General features: G+C 68.2%; 14 protein-coding genes and 1 pseudogene. 9 read left to right on the top strand and 6 right to left on the bottom strand.

The genetic code is table 11. From position 1 onward, the window contains the following. Positions 1–2: 2 nt before the first annotated feature. From ACWDV4_RS16850 to ACWDV4_RS16830, 5 genes are all read left to right on the top strand, one after another. The gene (locus tag ACWDV4_RS16850; RefSeq protein ID WP_449979490.1) at positions 3–839 is read left to right on the top strand and encodes an ABC transporter permease; all 837 of its coding nucleotides are present in this window, start codon (positions 3–5) and stop codon (positions 837–839) included. After that, positions 836–1,621, top strand: coding sequence for an ABC transporter permease (locus ACWDV4_RS16845; protein WP_449979487.1), 786 nt, complete (start codon positions 836–838; stop codon positions 1,619–1,621). Before ACWDV4_RS16850 ends, ACWDV4_RS16845 begins: the two co-directional genes overlap by 4 nt. Before the next feature lie 3 nt (positions 1,622–1,624). Then, positions 1,625–2,452, top strand: coding sequence for an ABC transporter ATP-binding protein (locus ACWDV4_RS16840; RefSeq protein WP_449979485.1), 828 nt, complete (start codon positions 1,625–1,627; stop codon positions 2,450–2,452). 3 nt (positions 2,453–2,455) lie between these two features. Beyond that, entirely contained in the window at positions 2,456–3,109 is a 654-nt protein-coding gene (locus ACWDV4_RS16835) for a GntR family transcriptional regulator (RefSeq protein WP_449979482.1), read from the top strand. A 303-nt stretch (positions 3,110–3,412) separates the two neighbouring features. Next, a complete protein-coding gene (locus ACWDV4_RS16830) occupies positions 3,413–4,711 on the top strand; it encodes an MFS transporter (protein ID WP_449979479.1) in 1,299 nt (432 codons plus the stop codon). 78 nt (positions 4,712–4,789) lie between these two features. On the opposite strand, the gene ACWDV4_RS16825 is transcribed toward ACWDV4_RS16830, so the two are convergent. The 3 genes and pseudogenes from ACWDV4_RS16825 to ACWDV4_RS16815 all read right to left on the bottom strand — a co-directional run bounded on the left by ACWDV4_RS16825 (position 4,790) and on the right by ACWDV4_RS16815 (position 6,210). Continuing rightward, positions 4,790–4,993 (bottom strand): hypothetical protein, encoded by a 204-nt coding sequence (locus tag ACWDV4_RS16825; protein ID WP_449979655.1) that lies wholly within the window; start codon positions 4,991–4,993, stop codon positions 4,790–4,792. Between the two features lie 92 nt (positions 4,994–5,085). Beyond that, positions 5,086–5,262: pseudogene (locus tag ACWDV4_RS16820) on the bottom strand (NmrA family NAD(P)-binding protein); the annotation flags it as partial. A gap of 12 nt (positions 5,263–5,274) precedes the next feature. Beyond that, the gene (locus ACWDV4_RS16815) at positions 5,275–6,210 is read right to left on the bottom strand and encodes an EamA family transporter (protein ID WP_449979476.1); all 936 of its coding nucleotides are present in this window, start codon (positions 6,208–6,210) and stop codon (positions 5,275–5,277) included. 80 nt (positions 6,211–6,290) lie between these two features. On the opposite strand from ACWDV4_RS16815, the gene ACWDV4_RS16810 reads away from it, so the two are divergent. Further along, on the top strand, positions 6,291–7,181 hold the full coding sequence (locus ACWDV4_RS16810; RefSeq protein WP_449979473.1) for a LysR family transcriptional regulator: 891 nt from the start codon (positions 6,291–6,293) through the stop codon (positions 7,179–7,181). 52 nt (positions 7,182–7,233) lie between these two features. On the opposite strand, the gene ACWDV4_RS16805 is transcribed toward ACWDV4_RS16810, so the two are convergent. Further along, positions 7,234–7,455: a hypothetical protein gene (locus tag ACWDV4_RS16805; protein ID WP_449979471.1), complete on the bottom strand. Its 222-nt coding sequence runs from the start codon at positions 7,453–7,455 to the stop codon at positions 7,234–7,236. A 108-nt stretch (positions 7,456–7,563) separates the two neighbouring features. Between ACWDV4_RS16805 and ACWDV4_RS16800 the strand changes: the two genes are divergently transcribed. After that, positions 7,564–8,280 carry a class I SAM-dependent methyltransferase gene (locus tag ACWDV4_RS16800; protein ID WP_449979468.1) on the top strand — a complete coding sequence of 239 codons (717 nt, stop codon included), beginning with the start codon at positions 7,564–7,566 and terminating at the stop codon, positions 8,278–8,280. 185 nt (positions 8,281–8,465) lie between these two features. Continuing rightward, entirely contained in the window at positions 8,466–9,398 is a 933-nt protein-coding gene (bla, locus tag ACWDV4_RS16795) for a class A beta-lactamase (protein WP_449979465.1), read from the top strand. A gap of 88 nt (positions 9,399–9,486) precedes the next feature. Here bla and ACWDV4_RS16790 read toward each other — a convergent pair whose 3' ends face one another. Next, positions 9,487–10,230 carry a YqjF family protein gene (locus ACWDV4_RS16790; RefSeq protein WP_449979463.1) on the bottom strand — a complete coding sequence of 248 codons (744 nt, stop codon included), beginning with the start codon at positions 10,228–10,230 and terminating at the stop codon, positions 9,487–9,489. A 233-nt stretch (positions 10,231–10,463) separates the two neighbouring features. Between ACWDV4_RS16790 and ACWDV4_RS16785 the strand changes: the two genes are divergently transcribed. Next, the gene (locus ACWDV4_RS16785; protein ID WP_449979461.1) at positions 10,464–11,096 is read left to right on the top strand and encodes a class I SAM-dependent methyltransferase; all 633 of its coding nucleotides are present in this window, start codon (positions 10,464–10,466) and stop codon (positions 11,094–11,096) included. Positions 11,097–11,175: 79 nt separating this feature from the next. Here ACWDV4_RS16785 and ACWDV4_RS16780 read toward each other — a convergent pair whose 3' ends face one another. Beyond that, positions 11,176–11,670, bottom strand: coding sequence for a GNAT family N-acetyltransferase (locus tag ACWDV4_RS16780; protein ID WP_449979458.1), 495 nt, complete (start codon positions 11,668–11,670; stop codon positions 11,176–11,178). Between the last annotated feature and the right edge of the window lie 47 nt (positions 11,671–11,717).

Genomic DNA, 11,717 nt, shown 5'->3' with positions numbered 1-11,717 from the left:
TCATGACAGCTGTCCCCACGCCGGCCGAGCCCACCGTCGGCCGGCGTGCCCGCACCCGCGCTACCCGCCTCGAACGGTGGCGTCAGCCGACACTCGGGCTGCTCGGCCTCGCCCTGACGATCGCGGTCGTGGAGGCCCTGCCCCGGGTCGGCATCGTGGACGAGCGCTTCCTGCCGCCGTTCAGCGAGATGGCGGGCGCGCTCGGCCAGCAGCTCACCCGCTCCGAGTTCTGGGTCGCCCTCGGCCAAACCCTGCGTGGGTGGGCGGCCGGTCTCGCCGTCGCCATGATCGCCGGAGTCGTCGTCGGAGTGACGATCGGCAGCTCGCCGATCCTGCGTGCGGTCACCGCATCGACCATCGAGTTCCTGCGGCCCATCCCCTCGGTCGCACTCATCCCACTGGTGGTGCTCATCTATGGCAGCCAGCCGCAGTCGGCGCTGATCCTGGTGGTGTACGCGGCGTTCTGGCAGGTACTCGTGCAGGTGCTCTACGGTGTCGCGGACGTCGACCCGGTCATCCGCGACACCGCCCGGTCCTACCGGTTCTCCCGCTGGGCCGTCGTCCGCACAGTCGTCTGGCCCACCGCCCTGCCCTATGTCGTCACGGGCTTCCGGCTGGCCGCCGCAGTCGCCCTGATCCTGGAGATCACGGCAGAGCTGATCATCGGCGTCCCCGGTCTCGGCCGTTCGATCGGCGTGGCACAGAGCTCCGGCGCCGTCGCGGAGACGTACGCGCTCGTGATCGTCGTCGGTTTCATCGGCGTCGTCGTCAATTCCTCGGCCCGGGCCGTCGAGCGACGCGCCCTGCGGTGGCACACCTCGGTGAGGAGTGACCTGTGAAAATCTCGGACCTGCCACGACGCGCTCTCGTCGCCCTGGGCCTGCCCGCCGTGCTGATCGCCGTCTGGTGGCTCCTGTCAGCGGGCAGCACCAGCTTCTTCTGGCCCCCGCTCTCCACCATCGTGCGGGCCTTTCCGGAAACGTGGACCGTGGACCTCGTCGTACACGACGTGCTGCCGAGCCTGGCCCGACTCGGGGCGGGCTACCTGATCGCCCTGGTCGTCGGTGTGGCCGCAGGAACAGCCATCGGATCCTCCCGTACGCTGCGCGAGCTGTGCGAACCGACGCTGGAGTTCTTCCGGGCCGTTCCGCCCCCGGTTCTCATTCCCGTCATTGCCCTGTTCGCCGGCTACACCGGCTGGACCACCAAGGTGATCACCATCGCCCTGGGCTGCCTGTGGCCGATCCTGCTCAACGCCGTCGAAGGAGTCCGCTCCCTCGACGAGGTGCTGCGGGACACCGCCCGCTCCTACCGGCTGGGTAAGCTCGCCACTCTCTACCACGTGGTGCTGCGCGGCTCCAGTCCACGCGTCGCCACCGGCGCGCGCCAGGCCCTCTCCATCGGCGTCATCCTCATGGTGATCAGCGAACTCTTCGGCGCGAACCGCGGCCTGGGCGCGGCGATCGTGCAATTCCAGCGCAGCTTCGCCATACCGCAGATGTGGACCGGCATCATCCTGCTCGGGCTGCTCGGCGTAGCCCTCTCCGGCCTGTTCCGTCTGATCGAGCACCGAACCCTGGCCTGGTACCGCGGTCTGCGCCAGGCAGAGCGAGGAGTGTGATCCGTGACTCTCAATACCGCCACCACCAGCGCACCCGTCACCCTCGACGTCGTAAGTCTCGCCAAGACCTACGACGGGCACGGCCACACCGTCGAAGCCGTACGCGACCTGACCTTCGCTGTCAGACGGGGCGAATTCGTCTGCATCGTCGGCCCCTCGGGAGCCGGCAAGACCACTCTGCTGCGCTGCATCGCCGGGCTACTCGATGTCTCCGGAGGCCAGGTACGCCTCAACGGCACTACGGTGACCGGACCGCCCCCGGGCATGGCCATCGTGTTCCAGGAGTACGGGCGCAGCCTGTTTCCCTGGCTGACCGTGCGTAAGAATGTCGAGTTGCCGTTGAAGGAGAAGGGGTTGTCCCGCGCCGAGCGCGCCGCCAAGGTCGACGCCGCCCTGACCGCGGTGGGGCTGCGCGACCGCGCTGATGCCCATCCGTGGCAGCTCTCCGGCGGCATGCAGCAGCGGGTGGCAATCGCCCGGGCGGTGGCGTACGAGCCGAGCGTCCTGCTGATGGATGAGCCGTTCGCCGCCGTCGACGCCCAGACCCGGGCCGACCTCGAAGATCTCGTACGTACCCTTTGGCACCGGCTGGGGGTCACGGTCCTGTTCGTCACCCATGACATCGACGAGTCGGTCTACCTCGGACAGCGGGTCATCGTCCTGTCCAACCGGCCGACCGTCGTACTGGAGGATGTCCGCGTCGACCTACCAGACGTACGCAGTCAGTTGCAGACCCGCTCTTCGCCGCAATTCGCCGACATCCGCAGCCACGTGTACGAACTGGTCCAGCTAGCGAAGAAAGGCCCGCCGACAGACTCTGTCGCGAGCTGATCGATGAGTAACCTACTGGCACAGTTACGGGCCGCCATCCTGCGCGGGGACTACGCTCCCCACCAGCGACTGATCGAGACCGAACTGACCAAGCAGTACGGCACCAGCAGGTTCCTCCTTCGCAATGCGCTCACCCGACTGGCGAACGAAGGGCTGGTCGAACTGCAACCCCACCGGGGCGCCCGGGTGCGGAAGGTGTCCGTGGCGGAGGCAATCGAGATCACCGAGACCCGGCGCGTCGTCGAAGGGCTGGTAGCGGCACGCGCGGCGGAGCGGATCACCGCTGCGCAGATAACGTCACTTCGCGGCCTGGCCGCCGCAATGGTGACCGCGGTGAACAGCGGCGCCATGCCGCGCTACTCCGAGCTGAACGCACTACTTCACAGCGAGGTCCGCTCCATCGCGCGGCACGCTACCGCTACGAGACTCATCGAGCAGCTCAACGGGCAACTGGTGCGGCACCAGTTCCGGCTCTCGCTGCTACCGGGCCGACCAGCGGTGTCGCTGCCGGAGCACCTCAGCATCATCGAAGCCATCTGCGCTCGTGACCCCGACAGGGCAGAGAAGGCGATGCGAATCCACATCGCCAGCGTGGCGGAGACGCTCGCCACCTTCGCACCGCCAGCTACCTCGACGACCGCTATCTCATCCCGCTGAGGAAAGCGCCCTTCGGTGGGCCGCCGTCGCTCCGGCAAAAATGCGAGGCACGGCCATCCGTACGCCGGTATGGTCTTGGGAGCGCCGTGGGAGCCTTTTGCTGCCGGAGATCAACCGCCGCACCAGGTGTCACCCGGCCGTGACCGGAACGCTTGCCGAGGTGGATCGATCGATCGAAGCGTTCGTCGACATGCGGACGAACCAGCCTTCGGCACCGGGCTGCGCCGTTCGCCACTGCCCGGCGGTGTCACACCCTGCGGTTATCCTTGCCGCCCCTGACCGACTGCCCTGATAGAGGAGACCGTGTCCGAGACAAGCCTTGCTCCCGAGACCGGTCCCACGCCGGCACTGCCGCACTGGAAGCGCAACGTCGCGCTCTTCCTGTCCGGCCAGACCGTGTCGCTGTTCGGTTCGATGATCGTCCAGTACGTGGTCATGTGGTACGTCACGCTGGAGACCAAGTCCGGCCTGGCGGTCGCGCTCTACGCCGTCTGCGCGTTCGCTCCCCAGGGCATCGTGTCGATCTTCGGCGGCGTACTGGCCGACCGGATGAACCGCAAGACGCTAACGATCATGGCCGACGCGGGCATCGCGGCGGCGACCCTGGTCCTGGCCATGTTGATGTTGAACGGCGTCACGGATCTGTGGGTGATCCTGCTCGCGGTCTCGGTCCGCTCCTTCGGGGCCGGAGTGCAGACACCGACGGTGCAGGCGATGATCCCGCAGATCGTGCCGGCCGATCAGCTGATGCGGGTCAACGGCATGTTCCAGACCATCAGCTCCGCGATGGCCCTGCTGGCTCCGGCGGCAGCCGCCGCCATCTACGCCGCCTTCGGAGTGGTGCCGGTCTTCTTCCTGGATGTGATCACCGCAGTGATCGGCATCGGGCTGCTGGCCCTGGTCACGGTGCCCACCCTGGAACGGGCGGCCGAGGCTGCGACCACCTACCGGCAGGACCTGGTCGAGGGCATGCGATACATCTGGACCCACCGGATCGTCCGCTGGCTGTTGCTGGTGTTCGCGATCATCTTCCTGCTCACCGTTGCGCCGTCGTTCATCACGCCGCTGATGGTGGCCCGCACCTTCGGTACGGAGGAGTGGATGCTGGCCGTACTGGAGATCGCGTTCAGCGTCGGGATGATGCTCGGCGGAGCGTTGATCGCCACCTGGCTGGCCAAGCAAAGCCGGATCGGACTGATCCTGGTCTCCACCTTCACCTTCGCGATCTGCACCGTGGCGCTGGGCTTCAGCACCAACCTGTGGGTCTTCTACGGCTTCATGTTCCTGTTCGGGCTCGCGGTCCCGCTCTTCTCCACCCCGGTCACGACCTTGATCCAGGAGACGGTCGAGCCGGAGATGCAGGGCCGGGTCTTCAGCTACGTCGGCATCGTGATGGCCCTGGCCACCCCGATCGGCATGGTGGTCTTCGGCCCGCTGGCTGACGTGATCAGCGTTCAGGCCCTGCTGATCGTGGCTGGCCTGATCACCATCGCCGTGATGATCGTGGCGATCATGGTGCCGTCCGGTCAGGCCGCGATCGCCGCCGCCCGCGCCACCTCGCCATCGGTGCCCGAGGAGCCGGCCCCCGCCCCGGCCCACTAAACGGGGCTCACCAACGACAGGCTGTCCACCCACGGGTCCCGGTCAAGATCCGGCCCGTGGGTGGACGACAAATCGGGGCTACTGGTTCATACGTAGCCACGCCTCGAAGGTCAGCAGTTCCGGGTACCGCTGGCGGAGCGTGGCGATGTCGGCCCGATACCCCTCCTCGTCCAACCAGTGGTACATCTTCGCGAACTCCTCGACCTCGGCGCGCAGTTGCTCGATCGGCTGCCGCTCAAAGCGAGTGGGGATGCCGTCGACCTTGGTGAACAGCTCGACCATCTGCCGTACGGCTGCGGGTCGGCGAAGTCGGCGGGTTGCATGCTGTAGACGCCGTACACGCCGCGCGCTGCTGCCCGCAGCGACTCCGGGTCGTCCAGATCGCCGACGACCAGTTCCGCGCCCAGCGCCGTGAGGTCGCTGGCTCCCGGCTCGTCCGGGTCACGGACCAGGGCGCGCACGGTCCAAGCGCTGGCGAGCAGCCGGCGGGCAACGGCACCGCCCTGGCCGCCGGTCGCGCCGGTAACGAGGATGGTCTTCTTGCTCGACATCGCAAGATCCTTTCAGGGTTGTGCTGGGAAGACTGAGGTACGGCGAGCAGGGGCTGGCAGTTGTCCGGCGACGATCGCCCCGAGGGCGATGACGAACCCGACGAGTTGGCTCGGGCCGAGCGTCTGTCCGAGCAGGATGGCCCCGAGCAGCGCGGCGACCAGTGGGGAGAGCAGGGGCAGCACGGCAACAGCGGTGATGGGCAGAGCGGTGATGCCACGGAACCACAGGACGTAGGCGATCAGACCGCCCACCAGACCGAGCCAGAGGTAGCCGAGGAGAGCGGGCGCGTCCACTGCGGGCGGTGCCCCCTCGACGAGGAAGGTGACGGGTACCAGGAAGAGTCCTCCGGCGGTGAGTTGCCAACCGGCGAACGCGGTGGGGCTGACCCCGGCGGGACGTCCCCAGCGCTTGGTGAGCGTTACGCCGAGCGCCATCGTGGCCGCGCTGGCCAGGCCCGCCACGATTCCGACGATGTCGAATGCCGCCTGTGGCCCGATCACCACCATCCCGACGCCGACCACACCGGCTACGCCCCAGGCGAGACGCCAGCCGGTAAGACGCTCGTGCAGGACCGAGACGGCCAGCAGGGCGACGATGAGCGGCTGAACCGCGCCAAGGGTGGCGGCCACGCCGCCGGGCAAGCGTTCGGCCGCGACGAACAGTAGGGGAAAGATCAGGCCGATGTTCAACACGCCGAGCGCGGCGGCCTTACCCCACCATGCTCCGCGCGGCAGGGTCCGGCTGATCGCCAGGGCGATCAGGCCGGCGGGCAACGCCCGTAACAGACCGGCGAAGAGCGGATGTCCCGGCGGGAGCAGCTCGGTGGTGACGACGTACGTCGTGCCCCAGACGATGGGAGTTATCGCTGTCAGGAGAGTGCGAGGCAGGGTTTCCCCGAAGGCACTGCCGGCCCCGCCAGAAACCTTCGATGTTGCTGAAGTTGTCACGCCTGGCAGTCTCGCCCGGTTACGATCAATGAGTCCAACACATGCTTGTCACCCGATCAATCACGATTCAAGATAGATCTGTGGAACTCCAGCAGATGCGTTACGTCCTCGCCGTCGCCGAGACGAACAGCTTCACCCGAGCCGCCGAACGATGCCTGGTCGTCCAATCCGCCCTCAGTCATCAGATCGCGCGCCTGGAACGGGAACTGGGTGCCAAGCTCTTCGAGCGCACCAGCCGCCGGGTGCGGCTGACCCCGGCCGGTGCCGCGTTCCTCCCCGCCGCACGCCTGTGCCTGGACGCCGCCGAACGCGCGGCCGCCGAGGTCGCCGCCGCTGTCGGGGAGGTACGCGGCCGTCTCGCCGTGGGCCTGATCCCCACCGTCGCCGCGGTCGACATTCCCGGCGCCCTGCGGGACTTCCATCAGCGATACCCACACGTACGCATCAACCTGCGGGTGGGCGGGAGCGACGAACTCGTCGAGCAGGTCAGGCAGGGACTCATCGAGGTCGCCTTCCTCGGACTGCCGACCACCGCGCGACCCCAGGGTGTCAACTCCCATGAACTCGCCCGTGACCGGCTCGTCGCCGTGGTCGCGCCGGATCACCCGCTCGCCAACGAGTCGACCGTCACCCTGCGCCGGCTCTCCACCGAGGTGTTCGTGGACCTGCCGGCCAAGACCGCCGGACGCGCCCAGTCCGATCAGGCCTTCGCCGCTGCTGGTCTCAGCCGGGACGTCGCCTTCGAGGTGACCACCGCGGACTTCATGGCCCGGCTGGTCCGGGAAGGGCTCGGCATCGCACTACTCCCCTCCGCGTACGTGCCGCAGCTCACCGGCCTGACCACCATCGAGGTCACTGACGCGCCGACCCGCGTCGAATACGTCGTCTGGAGTGACGCCGGTCGTACCCCGGCGGCAACCGCGTTCCTCGCCCTCCTCGACATTCCCGCCGCCGCTGCGCCCACTCGTTAGGAAGGGCCCCTTCCTATACAGAAAGCGATAGAAAGGGGCCCTTCCTAACACCTCAGCGGGGGCGGTTGCGGGGGTGTTGCTTGGCGGTGCGTTCGTTGCCCCGCCGGTAGTTACCGGTCCACCGGGCCATCACCTGCTGCGGGTCGTCGTCGACCTCGGCGAGAAACTCGTCGGCCCGCCCACCGCGGAGCGTGGTCGCGACCCGCCCCCGATGCGTGATCACCACGGACCCGTCGGGCCGTTCCAGGTAGTCGAATCCACTCGCTTCTCCCATGCCGGCGGAGTCTGCCAGGAGGTACGTCCGGGACGCAGCCAGGTTTATGCCGTACGACCCGCCGGCCGTTAGGGTGAGGACCGCCGCCGACCCGCCGAGGAGTACGCCTTGGAAGCCACCGAGATCCGTAAGCTCGCCGCGCTGGAGGACACTCACTGGTGGTACCGCGAGCGACGCGCCCTGCTGGCCCGGTCGCTGCGCCGGCTGGCGGCCAACGGGCAGCGGCCGGAGCGGGCCTTGGACATCGGGGCGGCCGGCGGCGGCAACACCCGGGTCCTGCGGGCACACGGCTGGCGCCCCCTGGCGTTGGAGTACAGCGCCGAAGGCGCCGAGGTGGCCGCCGAGCGGGGACTCGACGTGATCCGGGCCGACGCCCGCTATCTGCCGGTGCCCTCGGCCAGCCTCGGTCTGGTGGTCGCCTTCGACATCCTCGAACACATCGAGGAGGACCAGCTGGCCGCCGCCGAGATCCGGCGTACGCTGCGGCCCGGCGGCACCGCGCTGATCGCCGTACCGTGTGACATGCGGTTGTGGTCGGCGCACGACGTGGCGGTGGGGCACGTCCGGCGGTACGACCGGGAATCGCTCACCACGCTCATCGAAAAGGCTGGCCTGGTCATCGACGAGTTGTGGAGCTGGAACGTGCTGCTGCGCTCGGTGGCAGCCTGGCGGCGGCGCAAGTCCACCGGCAGCGACCTGGACGAGCTGCCTGGCGTGGTCAACCTCGGCCTCCGGACGATCATCACCGCCGAGCGCTACCTGCCGGTGAAGTCGTTGCCGGGGGTGTCGCTCATGCTGCGCGCCCACCGGCCCGACGAGAGCTGATCACCGTTCCGAGGTGATCTGATCACCGTCGCGGCACGTCTAGCTATCGCGAATCAGCATTAATCAGCGCGATTCTGTCTTGGACAGCATGCGTCGACCGCTGCGAAGCTCTCCTTCGTACCGGGTGCGAGATGCCCGGTACCTGATGGTTCATCCGCATCAGGAGAGAAAAGGAGCATCGACAGATGACGATCAGCTCTACAGTTCCCGCGCCTCGGCGCTACGCGCTGGCAGTGGTCGCCGCGCTGGCGCTCGTACCGTTGGCTGGCTGCTCGACCACCGACGGGCCCGCTGGTTCCGGCCCCAACTCCGCCGCCAACACGGCGGTGGCCACCACGACGAGTGCCGAGTTTGGCCAGCTTGAAGCCAAGTACGGTGCCCGGCTCGGAATCTATGCCGTCGACACCGGCTCCGGGCGGACCGTCGCGCACCGCCCCGACGAGCGGTTCGGTTATGCGTCGACCTTCAAGGCACTGGCCGCCGCAGCGGTGCTGGACAAGACGACGACGGCCGAACTCGACCAGGTGATCCGCTATACCGCCGCCGATCTCGTGGACTATTCGCCGATCACCAAGGACCGGGTGGACACGGGCATCACGCTGCGCGAGGCGGCCGATGCCGCAGTACGGTACAGCGACAATACGGCGGGCAACCTGCTGCTGGACCAGCTCGGCGGCCCAGCGGGCTTCGAGAAGGCACTGCGTGACCTCGGCGACCAGGTCACCGATCCGGAACGCCGGGAGACCTCGCTGAACGACGTCAAGCCGGGCGACCAGCGGGACACCACCACGCCTCGGGCCTTCGCCACCAACCTCCGGGCGTACGCCGTGGACGACGCGCTCTCCGCCGAGGACCGTGACGTGCTGGTCGACTGGCTACGTCGGAACACCACCGGCGACAAGCTGATCCGGGCCGGAGTGCCGACCGGCTGGAGCGTCGGTGACAAGACCGGCTCAGCCACCTACGGCACCCGTAACGACATCGCCGTCGTGTGGCCGCCGAACGGGGCACCGATCGTGCTCGCGATCATGTCCGACCACAGCGAGAAGGACGCGAAGTACGACGACGCGCTGATCGCCGAGGCGGCGAAGGCGACGATCGCAGCCCTGCGGCCGTAGTCCGTTTCCTTTCGCCACCTTCTGGTCCGCCCCGCGCGAGCACGCTGGGGCGGACCAGCAGCCGGCCAACGCTGACCGGGTTCGTCAACTACTGGACGCTCCGCACCGGCACCGGGCGGCCGAAGCGTACCGGGACGCCGGGTGAGTACAGCACGCTCACGGGTGGCCCGACCGGGCTCGACAGTCCGGCCGTCGACACCAGTTCGTCGGCCAAGTCCAGCAGTTCCGCCCGATGCAGCGGCCACTGCGGATGCTCGTTGGGCAGGTGCAGCGTCTGACCGTACGCCCGCACATGCAGGCCCCACCGGGCGGTGAGGAAGTGTTCCAGGGGACTGGGCTCTACGATCGGCGCACCGGCCCGGACCACGATCCGGCTGGTGGCACCCCGCCCGTCCGGCCACCGACGGCGGCAGAGGTAGGTGTACCGGTCACCGTCGCGGTCCAGCCGCATAGCCGACCACTTGTACGGCAGCCGCAGCCCCGCCTGCGCGGCGAGTACGAACGGCAGCCGCGCCGCGTCCATGGAACAGAACACCACGCCCCGTCGACCTTCGTCGTCCACGGAGTAGAGCCGAACATTGGTCTCACAGAACGTGCCGAAGTAGGGGAACCCCGGTCCGACCGGCAGCCCCAGCCCGACCATCCGGAACGCGATCAGCCCGACGTAGGTGGTCCCGTCGACGGTGTCCGGCCGGGTCCCGGCCGGGAGAAGCGGTTGGACCGTCTCCGGGTCGATCGGCCAGTGCAGGAAGGCGAGGTCGTCCCAGCGTTGCCCCAGCAGCGCCGGACGAATCGGACGGGGCGCGACCACAGTCACCGGTTCCACGCTCATACCCGTCCATCCTGGCGGATCGGGCACACGACCGCGAAGCCGAGGGGGCGGTGAAGCGTGGAAGCCGAGGACGGTGAAGCTCGGAAACCGAGGACGGTGAAGCTCGGAAGCCGAGGACGGTGGGGCATATCCGGCGTCCGGCGCGACTGAGCGGATCATCAGTCAACGGTGGTAGGTTCCGTCGATGCGGCACACCTGCCGTTGATCATCGATGTCGTCTCGGGGAGAAGCGCATGTTGGCTGCGGTCAAGGGTCTACTCGGTCACGTGCCGCTCTATGTCGCGTTGCAGCGTGGACTGGGCGCGGACCGACTGCGTTACCGCTGTCTGGACGAGCTTGCGCTCGCCGACGGGGACACGGTGATCGACGTGGGCTGCGGCCCGGCGTACTACTTCGAGCGGCTTCCCCAGGTGCGCTACTACGGTTTCGACACCGCTCCGCGCTACATCGAGCACGCCCGCAATCGCTGGGGCAGTGAGCGTGCGGAGTTCCACTGCGAGGTCTTTGGTGAGGAGCACCTGTCGCAGATCCCGCCCGCCGACGCGGTGCTGCTGCTCGGGCTGCTGCACCACCTGTCCGACGAGGACTCCCGACACCTGCTGCGGGTGGCCGCCCGGGCCCTCGCCCCCGGTGGCCGGGTGATCGCCGTCGACACCTGCTACGAACCCCGTCAGGGCCGGATCTCCCGGTGGATGTCCGACAACGACCGGGGCGAGCATGTCCGCGAACCGGCCGGCTTCACCGCCCTGGCCCGGGAGTCCTTCGAGGAGGTGGACGGCGAGATCATCGACGACGCCACCCGAATCCCGTCGAGCTTCTGGCTGATGCGGATGCGCAAGCCACTCACTGGTGCAGACGAGAGCTAGCGCAGGTGGATCACCGAATGACCGGGGTTTGTGAACGATTCTTGCTGCACCAACAGCAATAGCTGTTCCCGAAGCAGCTCTAGTCGAGGTCCTTGGCGAACCAGTGCGCGGCGTACGGACTGTCGTTGAACGCCGGAACTTCCCGGTAGCCGTGCCGAGCGTAGAGCCGCCGGGCCTCGACCAGATCGTCGCGGGTGTCGAGTTGGAGTCGGGCCAGCCCACGGTCCCGGGCGGCCTGCTCGATCTCGGCCAGCAGTCGGGCCCCGATCCCCCGCCCCCGCCCCTCGGGTACGACGAAGACCCGCGTCACCTCGCCGACCGCATCGGGTAGCAGCCGCAGCCCGGCGCAGCCGAGAACGGTCGGTCCCTCGGTCGCCAACCAGAACAGGCCGGAGGGGAGTTGGAGATCGTCGCTGGGCTCGTCGGCCAGCACCATGTCGATCTCGGTCTCGGTCGCCGGTCGACCGTAGTAACGGCCCACGATGTCCCGGTAGTACGCCCGCAGCACCACCCGGGACCGCGCCTCCTCCGGCGAGGCGATCTCGAACGACAGCGGGGTGGCAGCAGTGATCACCAGGCCATCCTGGCCCGCCCGGCAACGCGCCAGCCAGCCAATTTCGT

It is taken from the genome of Micromonospora sp. NPDC003197, assembly GCF_053590565.1.
This window is presented reverse-complemented; position numbering and strand designations above follow the sequence as displayed.

What these genes read in the sequence shown, in the direction of transcription:
- ACWDV4_RS16850 (WP_449979490.1), top strand. Translation starts at nt 3, where the DNA reads ATGACAGCTGTCCCCACGCCGGCCGAGCCCACCGTCGGCCGGCGTGCC.
- ACWDV4_RS16835 (WP_449979482.1), top strand. Translation starts at nt 2,456, where the DNA reads ATGAGTAACCTACTGGCACAGTTACGGGCCGCCATCCTGCGCGGGGAC.
- ACWDV4_RS16825 (WP_449979655.1), bottom strand. Translation starts at nt 4,993, where the DNA reads ATGGTCGAGCTGTTCACCAAGGTCGACGGCATCCCCACTCGCTTTGAG.
- ACWDV4_RS16805 (WP_449979471.1), bottom strand. Translation starts at nt 7,455, where the DNA reads ATGGGAGAAGCGAGTGGATTCGACTACCTGGAACGGCCCGACGGGTCC.
- bla (WP_449979465.1), top strand. Translation starts at nt 8,466, where the DNA reads ATGACGATCAGCTCTACAGTTCCCGCGCCTCGGCGCTACGCGCTGGCA.
- ACWDV4_RS16790 (WP_449979463.1), bottom strand. Translation starts at nt 10,230, where the DNA reads ATGAGCGTGGAACCGGTGACTGTGGTCGCGCCCCGTCCGATTCGTCCG.
- ACWDV4_RS16785 (WP_449979461.1), top strand. Translation starts at nt 10,464, where the DNA reads ATGTTGGCTGCGGTCAAGGGTCTACTCGGTCACGTGCCGCTCTATGTC.